The sequence below is a fragment of the Actinophytocola sp. genome, from assembly GCF_036378875.1.
Lineage (GTDB): Bacteria > Actinomycetota > Actinomycetes > Mycobacteriales > Pseudonocardiaceae > Actinophytocola.
Genome location: NZ_DASUVO010000129.1, coordinates 93,145 through 109,207, shown reverse-complemented (window position 1 = coordinate 109,207; position 16,063 = coordinate 93,145). Strand labels below are relative to the sequence as shown.

General features: G+C 68.5%; 22 protein-coding genes. 15 read left to right on the top strand and 7 right to left on the bottom strand.

Going from position 1 to position 16,063, the window contains the following annotated elements:
• Positions 1–123: 123 nt before the first annotated feature.
• Genes VF106_RS37145 through VF106_RS37135 form a run of 3 tightly spaced genes read right to left on the bottom strand, consistent with a single transcriptional unit; the run spans position 124 to position 2,170 of the window.
• On the bottom strand, positions 124–441 hold the full coding sequence (locus tag VF106_RS37145) for a PIN domain-containing protein (protein ID WP_330844645.1): 318 nt from the start codon (positions 439–441) through the stop codon (positions 124–126).
• A 2-nt stretch (positions 442–443) separates the two neighbouring features.
• Positions 444–1,556, bottom strand: a complete 1,113-nt coding sequence (locus tag VF106_RS37140; protein WP_330844644.1) for a helix-turn-helix domain-containing protein — start codon at positions 1,554–1,556, stop codon at positions 444–446.
• A gap of 47 nt (positions 1,557–1,603) precedes the next feature.
• The gene (locus VF106_RS37135) at positions 1,604–2,170 is read right to left on the bottom strand and encodes a TetR/AcrR family transcriptional regulator (RefSeq protein ID WP_330844643.1); all 567 of its coding nucleotides are present in this window, start codon (positions 2,168–2,170) and stop codon (positions 1,604–1,606) included.
• 99 nt (positions 2,171–2,269) lie between these two features.
• Here VF106_RS37135 and VF106_RS37130 point away from each other — a divergent pair, with 99 nt between their 5' ends.
• The 3 genes from VF106_RS37130 (at position 2,270) to VF106_RS37120 (ending at position 4,232) form a co-directional block, all read left to right on the top strand.
• Complete coding sequence (locus tag VF106_RS37130) at positions 2,270–3,442, top strand: cytochrome P450 (RefSeq protein ID WP_330844642.1); 1,173 nt, start codon at positions 2,270–2,272, stop codon at positions 3,440–3,442.
• 4 nt (positions 3,443–3,446) lie between these two features.
• Positions 3,447–3,659 (top strand): ferredoxin, encoded by a 213-nt coding sequence (locus VF106_RS37125; protein WP_330844641.1) that lies wholly within the window; start codon positions 3,447–3,449, stop codon positions 3,657–3,659.
• Positions 3,660–3,746: 87 nt separating this feature from the next.
• Positions 3,747–4,232, top strand: a complete 486-nt coding sequence (locus tag VF106_RS37120) for a YflT domain-containing protein (RefSeq protein WP_330844640.1) — start codon at positions 3,747–3,749, stop codon at positions 4,230–4,232.
• Here the strand turns inward: VF106_RS37120 and VF106_RS37115 are convergent.
• Genes VF106_RS37115 through VF106_RS37100 form a run of 4 tightly spaced genes read right to left on the bottom strand, consistent with a single transcriptional unit; the run spans position 4,229 to position 8,661 of the window.
• Positions 4,229–4,981 (bottom strand): XdhC family protein, encoded by a 753-nt coding sequence (locus VF106_RS37115; RefSeq protein ID WP_330844639.1) that lies wholly within the window; start codon positions 4,979–4,981, stop codon positions 4,229–4,231. The genes VF106_RS37120 and VF106_RS37115 overlap by 4 nt on opposite strands.
• Positions 4,982–4,991: 10 nt before the next feature.
• Positions 4,992–7,343: an aerobic carbon-monoxide dehydrogenase large subunit gene (locus VF106_RS37110; protein WP_330844638.1), complete on the bottom strand. Its 2,352-nt coding sequence runs from the start codon at positions 7,341–7,343 to the stop codon at positions 4,992–4,994.
• The gene (locus VF106_RS37105) at positions 7,340–7,804 is read right to left on the bottom strand and encodes a (2Fe-2S)-binding protein (RefSeq protein WP_330844637.1); all 465 of its coding nucleotides are present in this window, start codon (positions 7,802–7,804) and stop codon (positions 7,340–7,342) included. The genes VF106_RS37110 and VF106_RS37105 overlap by 4 nt, the downstream gene beginning before the upstream one ends.
• Positions 7,804–8,661 carry an FAD binding domain-containing protein gene (locus tag VF106_RS37100; protein ID WP_330844636.1) on the bottom strand — a complete coding sequence of 286 codons (858 nt, stop codon included), beginning with the start codon at positions 8,659–8,661 and terminating at the stop codon, positions 7,804–7,806. The genes VF106_RS37105 and VF106_RS37100 overlap by 1 nt, the downstream gene beginning before the upstream one ends.
• 97 nt (positions 8,662–8,758) lie before the next feature.
• Between VF106_RS37100 and VF106_RS37095 the strand changes: the two genes are divergently transcribed.
• From VF106_RS37095 to VF106_RS37040, 12 genes are all read left to right on the top strand, one after another.
• Entirely contained in the window at positions 8,759–9,703 is a 945-nt protein-coding gene (locus tag VF106_RS37095) for a LysR family transcriptional regulator (protein WP_330844635.1), read from the top strand.
• A gap of 107 nt (positions 9,704–9,810) precedes the next feature.
• A complete protein-coding gene (locus VF106_RS37090) occupies positions 9,811–10,023 on the top strand; it encodes a hypothetical protein (RefSeq protein WP_330844634.1) in 213 nt (70 codons plus the stop codon).
• The gene (locus tag VF106_RS37085; protein ID WP_330844633.1) at positions 10,023–10,886 is read left to right on the top strand and encodes an FAD binding domain-containing protein; all 864 of its coding nucleotides are present in this window, start codon (positions 10,023–10,025) and stop codon (positions 10,884–10,886) included. Before VF106_RS37090 ends, VF106_RS37085 begins: the two co-directional genes overlap by 1 nt.
• A 10-nt stretch (positions 10,887–10,896) precedes the next feature.
• Positions 10,897–11,379, top strand: a complete 483-nt coding sequence (locus VF106_RS37080) for a (2Fe-2S)-binding protein (protein WP_330844632.1) — start codon at positions 10,897–10,899, stop codon at positions 11,377–11,379.
• 1 nt (position 11,380) lies between these two features.
• Positions 11,381–13,762, top strand: a complete 2,382-nt coding sequence (locus tag VF106_RS37075) for an aerobic carbon-monoxide dehydrogenase large subunit (RefSeq protein ID WP_330844631.1) — start codon at positions 11,381–11,383, stop codon at positions 13,760–13,762.
• A gap of 3 nt (positions 13,763–13,765) precedes the next feature.
• On the top strand, positions 13,766–14,356 hold the full coding sequence (locus VF106_RS37070; RefSeq protein ID WP_330844630.1) for an SRPBCC family protein: 591 nt from the start codon (positions 13,766–13,768) through the stop codon (positions 14,354–14,356).
• 1 nt (position 14,357) lies between these two features.
• A complete protein-coding gene (locus VF106_RS37065; RefSeq protein ID WP_330844629.1) occupies positions 14,358–14,615 on the top strand; it encodes a hypothetical protein in 258 nt (85 codons plus the stop codon).
• Positions 14,615–14,845, top strand: a complete 231-nt coding sequence (locus VF106_RS37060) for a hypothetical protein (RefSeq protein ID WP_330844628.1) — start codon at positions 14,615–14,617, stop codon at positions 14,843–14,845. Before VF106_RS37065 ends, VF106_RS37060 begins: the two co-directional genes overlap by 1 nt.
• Positions 14,842–15,081, top strand: a complete 240-nt coding sequence (locus VF106_RS37055) for a hypothetical protein (RefSeq protein WP_330844627.1) — start codon at positions 14,842–14,844, stop codon at positions 15,079–15,081. The genes VF106_RS37060 and VF106_RS37055 overlap by 4 nt, the downstream gene beginning before the upstream one ends.
• 1 nt (position 15,082) lies before the next feature.
• A complete protein-coding gene (locus VF106_RS37050) occupies positions 15,083–15,352 on the top strand; it encodes a hypothetical protein (protein ID WP_330844626.1) in 270 nt (89 codons plus the stop codon).
• On the top strand, positions 15,349–15,696 hold the full coding sequence (locus VF106_RS37045; RefSeq protein ID WP_330844625.1) for a hypothetical protein: 348 nt from the start codon (positions 15,349–15,351) through the stop codon (positions 15,694–15,696). Before VF106_RS37050 ends, VF106_RS37045 begins: the two co-directional genes overlap by 4 nt.
• Positions 15,693–16,028, top strand: coding sequence for a hypothetical protein (locus tag VF106_RS37040; RefSeq protein WP_330844623.1), 336 nt, complete (start codon positions 15,693–15,695; stop codon positions 16,026–16,028). Before VF106_RS37045 ends, VF106_RS37040 begins: the two co-directional genes overlap by 4 nt.
• Positions 16,029–16,063 lie beyond the last annotated feature (35 nt).

The following is a 16,063-nucleotide window of genomic DNA, read 5'->3' as shown; positions in this document are numbered from 1 at the left end:
GCCCGGCTTCCACCGCCGCGACAGCCCGCAACCGCATCGCTTCCAGCGTCTGATGATCAAGCTTGCGGCCATCGTCTTCGCGCATACCTGATTCTCGCAAACATCGAGATCAAAGTCGACTAACTAACGCGCGTGTTGGTATGCGAGCACGCCCGCTTCGCCAATGTTGCGATCCTTCGCGACCAGCAGTGAAGAGAACCGAGCGAACTCGCGCAACTCCTCATCACTCACGAGTTCGTGTTGCTCGATCCACGAAGCTTCGAGCACCAGACCGAGATTCGGCCTACTCGGTGCCCCCGAACGAAGTTCCGCGACCACAGTGTCAGGTATGACCGCACGACGGTCACCAAGAATGACACGCAGCGCTCCCAACCAGCCTGCCTGGGTGAAATGACTCAGCGGCCCCGTGTCGAACACGAGAGTCGACGATTGCTCGGCCATGGTTAGACGAACTGCCAGATCTCGTTTTCACCACGCTTGGGAAGCGTTGGCATCGCATCCCTGTCCCAGGCGTCGAGCAGGAGATCCAGCGCTCGTTCCAACGAAACTGTCTCCGTTCGGTACAGCCGTAGCACAGCAAGGACGTACTCGCGGGGCAACGTCGGCGGGTTCAACTCCTCGCCCACGACAAGGTTCATCTCGACAATGTCAGCGCGCGTGGTTCTGATTGATCGAACCTTCACGGAGTCAGCCTGACCGAGGACGCCTATTTCGTGCAAACGGTACGCCAGGGTTGCCATGTCCACTCGGTATTCACTGGCGATACGAACCGCAGCGCCACGCCGATCGCCATCGCTTGCGTAAGACTCCCACGTATCCCGAACACCCGACTCCGGAAGCAACAACGCACGGGCAAACCTGTCGAACAAGCCCTCACGACGTTCCGACGCCTGATGCTCGGCCACTCGCCAATCCACTGTGTAGTCATCAGCGACCAGATAGTGGCAGAGCTCATGCGCAAGGGCAAGGCGGCGACGCCCGACTCGCTGCTCTCCGTTGATCACCGCTACCCCGCCACGATCGAGAGCGATCGTGGCAGCGTCGGCAGACTCGAACCCCAGACCGAAGGAGAAGGCATACAGCCCGATGCCAGCGACCTTCTGATCCAGATGAACGCATGGCTCATCACGATCCATGCCAAGCAACGCACGAGCTGTTTCCGCCAGAGCGTCGGCTTCAACGTTGGTTGTGGGCACGGGCTGCGTTTCCACGGTCGGTATCGCAAATCGATCATCGTGTTCGGCCACGAACTCGACCGAGCGCGTGATCCGCTCGACGAGCGAATCGATACGCGGACTGGGCGTCCCCGGCTCCTGGGCGCTCCTGCGCGAGATGATCGCAGGTGGCGCGTCCTGCAGGAACCACTCAACGCGCACGTCCAGCGCATCAGCCAACCGCGCGAGCTCGAGAGCCGACACGCGGCGCTGCCCAGCCTCGATCTTCGCCAGTGCCGACCGATCGAGGGAGATCGCGGATGCGAGTTGGGCCTGCGTATAACCCGCCCGGCCGCGAGCGTCAGCGATTCGCTGACCTATCCCCCCTGCGTCCACCACCATGTGTGCGATAATAGAACAACCACCAGCGACTTCCCATGGTTCACCACTCAGGTGGCGTCCGCGATCTTCTCCAGTAGTTGGCGGGCGGCGGGGAGGACCAGTTCGCGCACTGTGTCCGGGTCGGCGTTCGCGAATGGTGGGGTCGCGCTCACGCCGCGCATGAAGCTGATGCCGAACACCCAGGCGAGCACCAGTTCGGCGCGTAGGTCGGCGTCTGGCTCGTCGGTGAGGGTGGCCAGTGCGGCCATGTACCTGGTGGTCAGGCGGCGGCGGACGGCGGCTGCCTCCTCGTCGGTGCCGAGGGTGCGCAGGAGCGTGGTCAGCACCTGGTCGCGGTGTCCGGAGGAGACCGGGGTCAGCAGGTGTTCGAGCATCTCGGCGAGCAGGAGGCTGGGTTCGGTTTCGCGGAGGCTGGTGTCGGACGTGGCCTCCACGAACAGTGCCTCTTTGGAGCCGAAATACCGGAACAGCAGCGCCTGGTTGACGCCCGCTCTGGTGGCGATGTCACGCACGGTCGTTCTGTCGTAGCCGCGTTCGGCGAACAGTTCGGTCGCGGCGGTGAGGAGCGTCTGCCTCGTGGCCGCCGCGTCGCGGCGGCGGATCTCTTCGGTCACTGAACCTCCAGAGCGGACAGGGTAACCGCGCTCCGGAAGTAATCATCTTGACACCGAGCGTAGCTTGTAAGCAGGCGCTTACAAGCTTGGGGAGGCCTCATGACTGTCGCGTACCCATTCAACGAAACCGGAAGTCTGGCGCTGCACGAGTCGTACTACGACGCACTGCGCACGCCCGGGATGCTGCGGATCCAGATGCCACACGGCGAGCCGGCGTGGCTGGCCACCCGGTACGCCGACGCCCGCCTGGTGCTCGGCGACCGGCGGTTCAGCCGGGCCATGGCCGCCGCGAACGACGAACCGAGGCTGCAGGCCGGCCGGCTCGAGGGTGGCATTCTCTCGATGGACCCGCCGGACCACACCCGTCTCCGCACGCTCGTGGCCAAGGCGTTCACCGTGCGGCGGGTGGAGGAGCTGCGGCCGAGGGCCCGGGACATCGCGGTCGGCCTGGTCAAGGACATGATCGCGGCGGGGGCGCCGGTCGACCTGGTGGACCGGTTCGCGCTGCCGTTGCCGGTCGCGGTGATCTGCGAGCTGCTGGGCGTGCCGGTCGAGGACCGCCCGAAGTTCCGCGTGTGGAGCGACAACGTGCTGTCCACGAGCCGGCTGACCGCCGAGGAGTACATGGACAACCGCACCGAGCTGCGTGACTACATCCGTGGGCTGATCACGGACCACCGGGTCAACAAGCAGGACGACCTCATGACGGCGCTGATCGAGGCGCACGACGAGGGGGACCGGCTGTCGGAGCTGGAGCTGGTCGACCTGTGCGCCGGCATCCTCGTCGCCGGGCACGAGACCACGGCCAGCCAGATCCCGAACTTCATCCTCACCCTGCTGGACCACCCCGAGGCCATGGACAAGCTGAAGTCGGACCCGTCGCTCATCCCCGGCGCGGTCGAGGAGCTGCTGCGGTTCGTCCCGCTGGGCGCCGGCGCCGGTTTCGCCCGGTACGCGACCGAGGACGTGCGGGTCGGGGACGTGCTGGTGCACGCTGGTGAGCCCGTGATCGTGGCGATCGGCGCGGCCAACCGGGACGCGGTGCGCTTCACCGCCCCGGACAAGCTCCAGATCGACCAGCCACCGGAGCAGCACCTGGGCTTCGGGCACGGCGTGCACCACTGCCTCGGCGCCGCCCTGGCCAGGATGGAGCTGCAGGAGGCGCTGCAGGTGCTGCTGTCCGAAATGCCGAACCTCCACCTGGCCGGCGATATCGTCTGGAAGACCGAGATGCTGGTACGCGGACCGGTGACGATGCCGATCGGATGGTGAGCCCATGACGTGGCAGCTGAGGGTGGACAAGAGCGTCTGCGGTGCGACGGGGATGTGCGCCGCGCTGGCGCCCGAGCTGTTCGTGCTGGACGACTGGGCTGAGCCGGTCAAGCCGGAGATCGAACCGGACGAGATCGCGCTCGACGCGGCGGACCAGTGCCCCATGCAGGCGATCACGGTGTTGGCGGACGGTAAGGAAATAGGTCCGCGACCCTGAGAACCTTCTGTGAACTCTGCCGACCGGGCACATGGCGGATTTCCGCCGCGTTGGTACGGGTAGACCTACTAACGGAGGTGACCCTCGATGACGGCAGCGTTCGCACCGACCAACGGCCTGCCGACTATGCCGGAAGGCTGGCCGATCGGTTCATATGTCACGTACAAAGAGGCCCAGCGAGCCGTCGACCACTTGGCGGACAACGAGTTCCCGGTCCAGGACGTCACGATCGTCGGCGTGGAGCCGATGGTCGTCGAGCGCGTCGCGGCACGGCTGACATGGGGCCGAGTCCTGACGACCGGCGCCGCGTCCGGTGCCTGGTTCGGCCTGTTCGTCGGCCTTCTGCTCAGCCTGTTCTCGAGCACGGCCGGCTTCGCACCGATCCTGATCGGCGTGGTGTCCGGTGTGGTGTTCGGGCTCGCCTGGTCGGCCGTCCAGTATGGAGCCACCAGGGGACAGCGGGACTTCGTCTCGCACAGCCAGCTGGTCGCCCGCCGCTACGACGTGCTCTGCAAGCCGCGTAACGCCGAACTGGGCCGCACACTACTGACCAACCTGGCTCCGGCTCTCTAGGCGCAGCAGTGGCCGGTTGTCTCGGCCGGTGCGGCGGACCGTGAGGTCCCCGCACCGGCGCGTTCGGCCACCAGCTGCGCGTAGATCGACAGTGCTATCTCCGCGGGGGTTCTGGCCCCGATGTCCAGGCCCGCGGGGGTGTGTACGCGGGTCCGTTGTTCGTCGTCGACGTTCAGTGACGCCACTACCGCGGCGCCTCGGCGGCGGCTCGCCACCAGGCCGATGTACGGGACACCGGCACGCAGCGCGTTCTCCAGCAACGGTTCCTCGCCGTGGCCGTGGGACGCGACCACCAGTGCGGCCAGGTCGTCGGGCAGCGGGTCGGCCGGGGCGCACAGGTCGTGGCCGAGTGCCCGGCCCACGTCCAGCAGCGCGCGGGCGACCGGGCCGTCACCGTGCACGCACACCAGCTTCGGCGGGAACATCGCCTCCAGGAAGATCTCCAGGGTGCCGCCAGACAGGCACGGGTTGCCCACCGTCACCAGGCCTTCCGTCACGGTTTCCGACGTCTCGGTCGGCGTGATACGCAACAAAGTGGACTCGCCGGTCGCCAGCAGACGCATGCCCTGTGACCGGACCGTGGACTCCGCGCACGAGCCGCCGACGAAGCCCTCCATCGTGCCGTCCGGCATCACCACGGCACGGTCGCCCGGCTTGGCGCTCGTCGGTCGTTCCGCACGGACGACCGTGGCCAGCACGAACGGTGTCCGGCCGGACCGCAACGAGTCCACCTTCGTCAGCACGGACATGACAGTCTCCCTACTCTATGGCCAGGTCGGGCCGCAGTGGCCGGCCCTGGACGGCGCACCACACCGCAGCCGGGGTGAGTGGCATGTCGGCGTGCCGGACACCGAACGGCCGCAACGCGTCCATCACCGCGTTCACCACCGCCGCCGGGGAGCCCACCGTCGCGCACTCGCCGACTCCCTTGGCCCCCAACGGATGATGCGGTGACGGCGTCACGAGCGACGCCAGCTCCCATGACGGGCAGTCCACCGCCGTCGGCACCAGGTAGTCCATGAAGGACCCGCCGAGGCAGTTTCCGCTGGTGTCGAACGGCATCAGCTCCATCAGCGCGACCCCGATCCCGTCGGCGAGCCCACCGTGGATCTGACCCTCCACAATGGTCGGGTTGATGCGGACACCGCAGTCGTCCACGGCGACGAACCGGCGGACCGCCACCTGCCCGGTGCCGGGATCCACCTCGACCACGCACACGTAGGCGCCGTACGGAAAGGTCAGGTTCGGCGGGTTGTACACACAGGACCCGTCGAGATGCCCGTCGAGGCCGTCCGGCAGGTCCACGGCGCCGTGCGCGGCCAGTGCGATCTCCCGCAGCGACGCGCCCGACACCGGATCGCCCCGCACCGCCCAGCGGCCGGGCGTCCACTCGAGATCGTCGGGGTCGACCTCCAGCAGCGCCGAGGCGATCAACCGGGCCTTCGCGCGGACCCGTTGCGCGGCAACGGACGTGGCCGCGCCGGACACGGGTGTCGAGCGTGACCCGTACGTGCCGAGGCCGAACGGGGTCAGGTCGGTGTCGCCGTGGACGACATCGACGTCGTCCGGGTCGATGCCCAACTCGTGCGCGACGATCTGCGCGAACGTCGTCTCGTGTCCCTGCCCCTGCGTCTGCACGGAGATCCGCAGGCTCGCCTTGCCCGTCGGGTGCACCCGCAGGTCGGCGCCGTCGGCCATGCCGAACCCGACGATGTCCATGTGCTTGCGCGGCCCCGCGCCGACGGCCTCGGTGAAGAAGCTGATCCCGATGCCGAGGTACTCACCGCGAGCACGACCCCGTTCCTGCTCGGCCCGCAGCTTCTCGTACCCGACGGTGTCCAGCGCCAACTGGAGTGCCTTCGGGTAGTCTCCGGAGTCGTACTCCCACCCGGTCGCGCACACGTACGGGAACTGCTCCGGCCGCAACAGGTTCCGGAACCGCAGTTCGGCGGGGTCGAGCGCCAGCTCGAGCGCCAACAGGTCGACGAGGCGCTCGACCAGATAGGACGCCTCCGCGATGCGGAACGAGCACGCGTACGCCACCCCGCCCGGGGCTTTGTTGGTGTAGACGCCGGTCACCGCGCAGTGCGCGGCCCGCAGGTCGTATGACCCGGTGACCACGTGGAAGAAGCCGGCCGGGTACTTCGACGGCTGCGCGGTGCAGTTGAACGCGCCGTGGTCGGCGAGCACCCGCACCCGCAGCCCCAGGATCCGCCCGTCCGATGTGGACGCGATCTCGCCGTGCATGTGGTAGTCCCGCGCGAACGCGGTCGCCATCAGGTTCTCCGACCGGTCCTCGACCCACTTCACCGGCGCGCCGGTCACCATCGCGCCGACCACCGCGCACACGTACGCCGGGTAGATCGGCACCTTGTTGCCGAACCCTCCGCCGACATCCGGCGAGATGACGCGGATCCGGTGTTCTGCGATGCCGGTCACGAGCGCGAGCAACGTCCGGTGCGCGTGCGGCGCCTGGCTCGTGGCCCACACGGTGAGCTTGCCGGTGACGGGATCGTGGTCGGCCACGATCCCGCACGTCTCCAGCGGGGCCGGGTGCACCCTCGGGTACAGCATGTCCTGCGCCACCACGACGTCCGCTGCCGCGAAGACCCGGTCGGTCTCGGCCGCGTCGCCGGCCTCCCAGTCGAAGATGTGGTTGTCCCGCTTGCCTTCCAGGTCGTCCCGGATGACCGGCGCGCCATCGTCGAGCGCGGTTCGCGCGTCAACAACCGGGGCGAGCGGCTCGTACTCCACGTCGATCAACGCGAGGGCGTCCCGTGCCGAGTACCGGTCCTCGGCGACGACGAACGCGACCTCCTGGCCCTGGAACCGCACCTTGTCGGTGGCGAGCACGGCCTGCCGGTCGTGGGACAGCGTCGGCATCCATTCGAGCCCACGGGCCACGAGATCGGCGCCGGTCAGCACGGCGCGGACCTTCGGGTGCGCCTCGGCGGCTGACGTGTCGATGGACACGATGCGCGCGTGCGCGTACGGACTGCGCAACACGGCCGAGTGCAGCATGCCGGGCAGCCGCACATCGTCCACAAAGGTCCCCCGGCCCCGCACGAACCGGACGTCCTCCTTCCTCGGCAAACGCCCGAACCCGATCACAAGGACTCCCTCTCGGCGGCCCACCGGATCGAGCGCACGATGTTCTCGTAGCCGGTGCACCGGCACAGCTGCCCAGACAACGCCTCCCGAATGTCCTCTTCGGAGGGATCGGGTTGCTCGTCAAGCAACCAGCGGGCGGTCATCATCATCCCGGGCGTGCAGAACCCGCACTGCAGGCCGTGGCACGCGATGAACCCCTCCTGCACGGGATCCAGGTCGGGGCCGTGCGCGAGCCCTTCGACCGTCCGGACCTCACGGCCGTCCGCCATGACCGCGAGCACGGTGCAGGACTTGACCGGCACACCGTCCAGATGCACGACGCACACCCCGCAGTTGGAGGTGTCGCAACCCCAGTGCGTGCCGGTCAACGCCAACTCGTCACGGAGGAAATGCACCAGCAGCAGACGCGGCTCGACGTCGCGCACGTACTCCTTCCCGTTGACCAACACCATGATCCGCATCAGATCCGCTCCATGGCACGGCGGAGCGCCCTGGTGACCAGCTCACCGGCGAGATGGCGTTTGTACTCAACGGGTCCGCGCTGGTCCGCGGCAGGCCGGCAAAGCCGGGAGGCGATGCGCCCGGCCTCGACCAGTCGTTCCTCGGACGGCGACCCACCGGCCAGGAACGCCTCCGCCTCCGCCGCGACGAACCCCGGCGCCCCCAGTGCGGTGAGACCGATCCCGGCCTCGGTGATCACGTCACCCTCGACGACCAGCACCGCCCCGGCCGCACCGACGGCCCAGTCCCCCGCACGCCGGTCGACCTTCACGTAGGCGCTCACCGACGACCGCAGCGGCACGCGGATCTCGGCCAGTAGCTCCCCCGGCGCCACGACCGTCTGATAGGGACCGACGAAGAAGTCCCGCGCCGCAACGCTTCTGGTGCCGGAGGGCCCACGGATCACCAGCACGGCACGGAGCGCGGCGAACACCGCCGACAGGTCCTCGGACGGATCGGCCTGGCACAGCGACCCGCCGACCGTGCCCCGGTTACGCACGATGGGGTCGGCGATGACCCGCTCGGCGTCGTGCAGGATCGGGAAGAGCCGGCCGGCCTCCGCCGACGCGAGCAGTTCGGCGTGCCGCGTCATCGCGCCGACCGCGAGCCAGTCGCCGTCGACGCGTACCCCGGCCAGCTCGTCGAGGTCGTTGATGTCGACCAGCGCCTCGGGATGCGCGAGCCGCAGCTTCATCATGGGCAGCAGGCTGTGCCCGCCGGCGACGATCATGGAGTCGGGGCCGTACTCGGCGAGCAGCGTCAACGCGTGCTCGACGGTCGTCGCCTTGCGGTACTGGAACGCGGCGGGTACCTGCATCAGCCCTCCCTGTGGGCAAGGTTCTGGCGTGGGCCATCCGGGGGCAATCGGCGGATAAGTATTCCCTTAAGCGTGAGCGCGACCACAATGTTCGTGCATGACGCTCACGCAGCTGAGCACGTTTGTGCTGGTCGCCAGGCTGGGTTCGGTGAAGGCGGCGGCCTCGGCGCTCGGGGTCAGCGAACCGGCGGTGTCGCAAGCGCTTGCGGCGTTGCGCCAGCAGCTCGGCGACCAGCTGGTGACGCGGTCGGGGGCGAGCATGCGGCTCACCCCGGCGGGCATGCGGCTGCTGCCCATCGCGTCGCAGATGGTGGCCTTGGGCGCGGACGCCGAGGCCGCGGTCCGGGTCGGGAAGGGCGCTCCTGGCCAGCTGCGGCTGGTCGCGTCGGGCACGGTGATGGAGTTCGTCGCGACGCCGCTGGTCAACGCGTTCGCGGAGGGCAAGGGCGAGCGCATCGACACGAGCGTCGGCATGGCGGCGGCCGACGAGATGCCGGTGCTGCTGGCCAACCGGTTCGCCGACGCCGCACTGGGCCCGAACCTGATCCCCCGACCGGACGACGAGATGGTGAGCGAACCCGTGTTCCGCACCCACCTGGTCGTGGTGGCCGGCGCGACTCGGCTCCCGGGCAACCCGCGCGGCTGGTCATGGCTGGTGGACCAGACGGGCACGGACCCGGCAAGCGACAGCGGCCGCCTGCTCGCCCGCCTGCACGTGCCTGAGTCGCGGATCCGGGTGTTCGGCAGTCAGACCGCGGCATGGGCGGCCGCGGCGGACGGCACCGGCGTCGCGATCGCCCCGGCCCACCTGGTGACGGCCCGCCTCCGCCGCGGCGAGCTACGTGTGGTCAACACGGCCTGCACCCCCGCCGACTCGACCTGGTACCTGACCACGCTGTGCCCCGAGCGCCGCTCGATCGCGGCCGAGACGTTCCGCCACTACCTGTCGACGGCGGCCGCGTTGCGGGTGATGCGTGAGCCGGGGTCCGGGGTGCCACCGTCGAAGTTCCGCCCCCCGGTGTACGTAACCCTGTGGAGCTGAGCCTGTGTTGATGGGTCGCTCCGCTCCTCCGCCCGCTGCGCTCCCGCAATAAGCATTCGGTTACCCGCCGCTTGCCCGGTGGTCAGTCCGGTCACGACGATCGCACAATGGACGGCGGGAACCCACGCATGTACGAGCTGATCGAGAACGCGCCGAAGACCGGGAAGAGCCCGACGATCTGGGCGTTCCCCGCCGTCGTGAACTGGCTCAAGGTTGCCGCGCAACCGGTTCCGGGGCCGTGGCCACCGCATCAGGAGGCACGACCGGATCCGGGCGACGAGTCGTTGCCCGTCGCCGTGCGCGAGCCGGAACAACCCTGATGTACCCCGCCCACTTCCGTTACGAGGCGCCGAGAACCCTCGACGCGGCGCTCGACCTGCTGCGCTCCTACGGCGACGACGCCAAGGTCCTCGCCGGCGGGCAGAGCCTGATCCCCATGATGAAGCTGCGGTTCGCGACGCCGGAGCTGCTCGTCGACATCAACGGCGTGCCCGATCTCGGCTACCACGAGGTACGCGACGGCGCGCTGGAGGTCGGCGCGCTGTGTCGACATGTCGATGTCGAGTTCTCACCCGGTCTCGGATCGTGGCCGCTCATGGCGTCGGCGGCCCCACTCATCGCGGATCCGATCGTGCGCAACCGGGGCACGATCGTCGGTTCGGTGTGCCACGCCGATCCCCAGGGCGACTGGGCGTCGGTGCTGCTAGCGCTCGACGGTTCGATCGTCGCCGCCTCGCCCGGTGGTGGCCGACGGGTGATCCCGATGACCGAGTTCGTCACCGGTCCCTTCCAGAACGCCTTGGCACCAGGGGAGATCGCCGTCGCGGCCCGCCTGCCGGTGCCAACCGGCACACCGTACGGCCGGTACCTGAAGCTGGAGCGCCGGGTCGGTGACTTCGCCACCGTCGGTGTCGCGGTCGCGCTCGAGACCGTCGGGGCCACGGTCATCACGGCGGGGGTCGCGCTGACCGGCGTCGGCGCCAACAACATCAAGGTGATCGCGGCCGAGCAGGTGCTCGCCGGTAGCGCGTTGGAACCGGACGTCGTCACCGAGGCCGCGCGGCTCGCCGCCGAGGCCGCGCGGCCGACGTCCGACCACCGTGGCAGCGCGGACTACAAGCGACACGTCATCACGACGTTCGTCACCCGCACGCTCGAGTCGGCCGTCGCCGTTGCGGCATAAGGGGTTGTCCATGGAGAAACGACGGGTGACGGTCGCCGTCAACGGCGAGGACCACGTGGTCGAGGTCGAGCCACGGCTCCTGCTCGCGCACCTGCTGCGGCAGGGACTCGGCCTGACCGGCACGCACATCGGTTGCGACACGACGAACTGTGGGGCGTGCACCGTCCTCTTCGACGGCACCGCGGTCAAGTCGTGCACCATGCTCGCCGTCCAGACCGACGGGCACGAGGTCCGCACGGTGGAGGGCATGGCTCAGGCCAGCGAGCTGCACCCCATTCAGGAAGGCTTCCGCGAGGAGCACGGACTCCAGTGCGGTTACTGCACTCCCGGCATGATGATGAGTGCGATGGCGCTGCTGCAACGGAATCCCGACCCCACCGAGGAAGAGGTCCGCTGGGCCCTGTCCGGCAACCTCTGTCGCTGCACCGGTTACCAGAACATCGTCAAGGCCGTGCTGTGGGCGGCCGCCAAGATGCGTCCCGCGGAGGTCTGACGTGACCCAACTCGACGAAGTTCGCATCGGTGGGCTTGGCGCGAGCCGCAAACGGGTCGAGGACGCGCGGTTCATCCGCGGCCGAGGCAACTACGTCGACGACATCACGCTGCCGGGCATGCTGCACATGGAGATCCTGCGCAGTCCGGTGGCGCACGCCCGCATCAAGTCCATCGACGCCAGCAAGGCATGGGAGATTCCCGGTGTCCGGTTGGTACTGACCGGTGAGATGGCCGCGCAGCGCAACCTGGCGTGGATGCCGACGCTGTCCTACGACACGCAGGCCGTGCTCGCCACGGACAAGGTTCGCTTCCAGGGGCAGGAAGTCGCGTGCGTCGTCGCCGACGACCCGTACATCGCCAAGGACGGCTGCGAGGCCATCGAGGTCGAGTACGAGCCACTCCCGGCCATCGTGAACCCGAAGCAGGCGATGGCATCCGACGCGCCGATCATTCGCGACGACAAGGAAGGCCAGACCGACAACGTCTGCTACCAGTGGGAGGTCGGTGACAAGGAGGCGACCGACCGCGCGTTCGAGCAGGCCGACGTGGTGTCCCAACTGTCGCTGCACTACCCGCGCTCGCATCCATCGCCCATCGAGAACTGTGGTGCGGTGGCGAGTTTCGACCAGGCGACCGAGAAGCTGACCGTCTACATGACAACGCAGGCGCCGCACATCATCCGGGCCGCGGTGGCGCTGGTGGCCGAGCTGCCCGAGCACATGATCCGGATCGTTTCGCCGGACCTCGGCGGCGGGTTCGGCAACAAGGTGCCCGTCTATCCCGGCTACGTCTGCGCCATCCTGTGCTCGATCCTGCTCGGCAAGCCGGTCAAGTGGATCGAGGACAAGTCGGGGAACCTGATCTCCACCGGGTTCGCGCGGGACATGTACTTCGACGGCGAGCTGGCGTTGCGCGCGGACGGGAAGATCCTGGGTGTCCGGTTCCACGCGGACACCGACCAGGGCGCGTTCTTCTCCGACGCGCAGCCGAGCAAGTTCAAGATCGGGCTCGTGCACTCGGCGTTCGCCTGCTACGACGTCCCAACAGGACACATCACGGCCCGTGGCACGTACACGAACAAGGCACCCGGCGGCGTGGCTTACCGGTGCTCGTTCCGTGTCACCGAAGCGATGTTCTTCCAGGAACGGATGGTCGCCACGGCCGCGGCCGACCTCGGTATGGACGCGGCCGAGTTCCGCCGGGTCAACCTGGTGCGCGACGACCAGTTCCCGTACCGCACGCCGTTCGGGTTCCTCACCGACTCCGGGCAGTACCAACGGTGTCTGGACATCGGTCTGGAAGCCATTGGCTACGAACAGTTCCTCCTCGACAAGGAGGAGGCCGCGAAGCGTGGGCGACGGCTGGGCATCGGGATCTCGACGATGACCGAGCCGCTCGGCGCCGGGAACAGCCGCGAGTACGACATCCTCGGCATCAAGATGTTCGACTCGGCCGAGCTGCGGGTGCACCCGACCGGCACGGCCATCCTTCGGACGGGCGCGAAGACCCAGGGTCAGGGCCACGAGACGACGTGGGCGCAGATCGTCGCCCACGAGCTGGGCATCCCGGCCGCGGACGTGATCGTCGAGGAGGGCGACACCGACACGGCGCCGTTCGGCATGGGCACGTACGCGTCCCGGTCGACGCCGGTCGCGGGCGCCGCGGTGGCGATGGTGGCCCGCAAGATCCGCGCCAAAGCGAGGAAGCTGGCCGCACACCTGCTCGAAGTGTCCGAAGAGGACATCGAGTGGGAGCTTGGCCGGTTCTACGTCCGCAGCGCGCCGTCCCGCGGTGTGTCCATCCAGGAGTGTGCGGCGGCCGCGTACGGCAACATGCCCGACGGCATGGAGCCCGGCCTTGAGAACAACGCCTACTACGACCCACCGAACCTGACCTGGCCGTTCGCCTGCTACCTCGTGACGGTCGAGGTGGATCCGGAGACCGGGGTGTGGGACGTGCTGCGGACGGTCGCGGTCGACGACTGCGGTGTCCGGATCAACCCGATGATCGTCGAAGGGCAGATCATGGGCGGTCTCACCGAGGCGTACGCGATGTCCAACATGCAGTTCATCACGTTCGACGCCGACGGCAACTGCGTCGGCTCGAACTACATGGACTACCTGCTGCCGACCGCGTGGGAGACACCGGGTTTCGAACTGCACGAGGTCGTCACACCCTGCCCGCACCACCCGCTCGGCGCGAAGGGCGTCGGCGAGTGCGCGGCGGTCGGCGGGCCTGCCGCGTTCGTGAACGCGGTCATGGACGCGCTGGCCGACACCGGCGTCCGCAACATCGACATGCCGTTGCTGCCGGACCGGGTGTGGGAGGCCATCACGACGAGGCGGGACGTCTCGGGCGCGCCGCCGGTGAAATTGGACTGACACATGCTGATCACCAGTGATTTCGAGGTGCCGCAGCCGGTCGAGCGGGTGTGGGACTACCTGCTCGACGTGCCTCGCATGGCCCCGAACCTGCCGGGCACCGAGCTGACCGAGGTCGTGGACTCCGACACCTACAAGGGTCGCGTGACCGTCCGAATGGGACCGGTGACCCTGCGGTTCACGGGCACGGCGAACATCGTGTCGCGGGACGAGGCGAGTCGCCAGGTCGTCATGGAGGCGGTCGGGGCCGAGGAACGTGGCAAGGGCCAGGCGTCGATGACGCTGACGGCGACGCTCACGAAGTCCGCGGGCGGGACCCTCGTGGCGGTGGCCCAGGACCTGACGATCACGGGCGCGGCCGCGCAGTACGGGCGCGGCATGATGACCGACGTCACGAACGTCCTGTTCGGGCACTTCGCGACGAACGTGGCCGCCGACATCCCGCGATGGGCACGCGGAGAGGAGCGAACCGGCGGCACCACCCCGGCAAGCGGTCTCTCGATCGGGTTCGCCGCGGCCATGACCGCGTCGAGACGCGTGTTCTGGCGGTTCTTCGGGTCCAACGCGCGTCGCCGTTCGACGAGGAGGGCATGACATGGGCCTGTGGTGGGTGGGCGCGCTGGCGCTGCTGCTCGTCGTGCTGCCGGTCGTGATCGCGTTGCTCAACCGGATCCTCGCGGCCGTCGAACGGATCCGGGACGCCGCGGAGGACGTCCTCGCCGACGGCGGCGGGTTGAACGACGACCTCGAACCGGTACCGGCGATGCTGGCGGAGACCGACGAGACGATCAAGGAAGTCCAGGTCGGCGCGGTGCGCTACGCCGGCAGCGTCCAGAAGCTGTTGGAGGGGTAATGCCTGCCGTAGCGTGGGTCACGCTGGTGGCCGCGGCACTGATCATCGGGTTGACCGCCGTGGCACTCGTCCGCGTCATCGTCCACCTCCGCAACGTGGCCACCACGCTGGACGGCGTGGTCGCCGGCGTGGACTCGATCGCCGAACGCACCAGGACCGTGCCGGCCCGGCTCATCTCCGTGAACGCCAACCTGAAACCGGTACGCGACTGGTGTGAGGGCGTGCAATGACCGGGTGGATTGTCGGCCTGGTCATCGGGCTCGTCGTCGTGGCCGTGGTCGTCGCGCTCGTGACACCGATCATCCTGCTGGCGCGGCGGATCTCGCGGCAGGCGCCGCTGATCAACGCCGCTCTGATCAAGGCCGAGACGAACACGGCGCCACTGGGCGCGTTGGCGAAGACGATCGAGCACGCCGAGACCATCACCGCCGGTCTCGCGCGCGGCCGGGCAAGGCTGGGAGGGTGACATGACGGACACCGAGTACTGGACCCTCGTACTGGTGCTGGGCCTGGTCGTGATCGTGGCCGTCGTGGCGTTGCTGAGCCTGCTGGTGTACTTCGTCAAGCTGATCGACAACCGGGTCGCCGAGGTCCGGTACACCCTCGAGTCGGTCGCGGAGAACACCGAACACGCCACGCTGGTCCCGCAAACCGCGGAACGGGTCGACGCCGTGCTCGCGGAAGGCCTGCGGCATCACCTGTTCCTCGGCCGCGTCGCCTCGGGAGGCAAGTCATGACCACGCTGGTGGTGTTGACGGTCGTGGAGATCGTCGTGCTCATCGCGGGACTCGCGTTCTTCCTGTTCTGGATCGGCACGCTCCTCACGAGGATCGCGACCAACCTGGAGGAGTGCGCCGCGCTGGTGAAGAAGATCCGTGGGCAGGCGGCCGACATCGTGCCTGGCGTGGCGCACATCAACCGGACGGGCAAGGTGGTGGCGAGCGCGTTGCCGCTGCTGTACGGGTTCGCGGAGCGGATCGTGGCCCGTGCCTCGGCCGTACCCACCAGGGAACCCGCGCGCCCGGCGTCTGGCACCCGGCGCTCACGTCTACATGAGACCGTCGGCTTCCACCCGAAGTGATCAGACTGGGTCGCGCCGCCGGCTACCTGTTCGACGGCCCACGCCTGCTCGGCGGCTGGCTCCCACCGGCCGGGCCGGCGGTGTACGTGATCATGTACCGGCTCGTCGAGCCGTCCCGCTACGCCGTGCTCTACGCCGACCACGCGGACGACGTGTCCGCTGTGGGCTTCCCGTTCCGCCACCGGCGTACCCCGTGCTGGACGAAACGCGCCGGCGACAAGTGGAAGCTGCACGTGGCGTGGTTCGTGGTCCCCGGCGACACTCCCGCCCACCGCGACCACATCACGGCGGAGCTGATCACCGTCTACCACCCACCGTGCAACGGGAGGTGAGGCACGCCAGGCCCCACCTCCCAACCGAGCGAAGG

Bases quoted from the DNA above. Each gene is read 5' to 3' on its own strand.
- VF106_RS37145 (WP_330844645.1), bottom strand. From the start codon at position 441: ATGGCCGAGCAATCGTCGACTCTCGTGTTCGACACGGGGCCGCTGAGT.
- VF106_RS37125 (WP_330844641.1), top strand. From the start codon at position 3,447: ATGACGTGGCAGCTGAGGGTGGACAAGAGCGTCTGCGGTGCGACGGGG.
- VF106_RS37050 (WP_330844626.1), top strand. From the start codon at position 15,083: ATGACGGACACCGAGTACTGGACCCTCGTACTGGTGCTGGGCCTGGTC.
- VF106_RS37115 (WP_330844639.1), bottom strand. From the start codon at position 4,981: ATGTCCGTGCTGACGAAGGTGGACTCGTTGCGGTCCGGCCGGACACCG.
- VF106_RS37070 (WP_330844630.1), top strand. From the start codon at position 13,766: ATGCTGATCACCAGTGATTTCGAGGTGCCGCAGCCGGTCGAGCGGGTG.
- VF106_RS37055 (WP_330844627.1), top strand. From the start codon at position 14,842: ATGACCGGGTGGATTGTCGGCCTGGTCATCGGGCTCGTCGTCGTGGCC.
- VF106_RS37090 (WP_330844634.1), top strand. From the start codon at position 9,811: ATGGACGGCGGGAACCCACGCATGTACGAGCTGATCGAGAACGCGCCG.
- VF106_RS37060 (WP_330844628.1), top strand. From the start codon at position 14,615: ATGCCTGCCGTAGCGTGGGTCACGCTGGTGGCCGCGGCACTGATCATC.
- VF106_RS37045 (WP_330844625.1), top strand. From the start codon at position 15,349: ATGACCACGCTGGTGGTGTTGACGGTCGTGGAGATCGTCGTGCTCATC.
- VF106_RS37130 (WP_330844642.1), top strand. From the start codon at position 2,270: ATGACTGTCGCGTACCCATTCAACGAAACCGGAAGTCTGGCGCTGCAC.
- VF106_RS37085 (WP_330844633.1), top strand. From the start codon at position 10,023: ATGTACCCCGCCCACTTCCGTTACGAGGCGCCGAGAACCCTCGACGCG.
- VF106_RS37140 (WP_330844644.1), bottom strand. From the start codon at position 1,556: ATGGTGGTGGACGCAGGGGGGATAGGTCAGCGAATCGCTGACGCTCGC.
- VF106_RS37080 (WP_330844632.1), top strand. From the start codon at position 10,897: ATGGAGAAACGACGGGTGACGGTCGCCGTCAACGGCGAGGACCACGTG.
- VF106_RS37120 (WP_330844640.1), top strand. From the start codon at position 3,747: ATGACGGCAGCGTTCGCACCGACCAACGGCCTGCCGACTATGCCGGAA.
- VF106_RS37100 (WP_330844636.1), bottom strand. From the start codon at position 8,661: ATGCAGGTACCCGCCGCGTTCCAGTACCGCAAGGCGACGACCGTCGAG.
- VF106_RS37095 (WP_330844635.1), top strand. From the start codon at position 8,759: ATGACGCTCACGCAGCTGAGCACGTTTGTGCTGGTCGCCAGGCTGGGT.
- VF106_RS37065 (WP_330844629.1), top strand. From the start codon at position 14,358: ATGGGCCTGTGGTGGGTGGGCGCGCTGGCGCTGCTGCTCGTCGTGCTG.
- VF106_RS37105 (WP_330844637.1), bottom strand. From the start codon at position 7,804: ATGCGGATCATGGTGTTGGTCAACGGGAAGGAGTACGTGCGCGACGTC.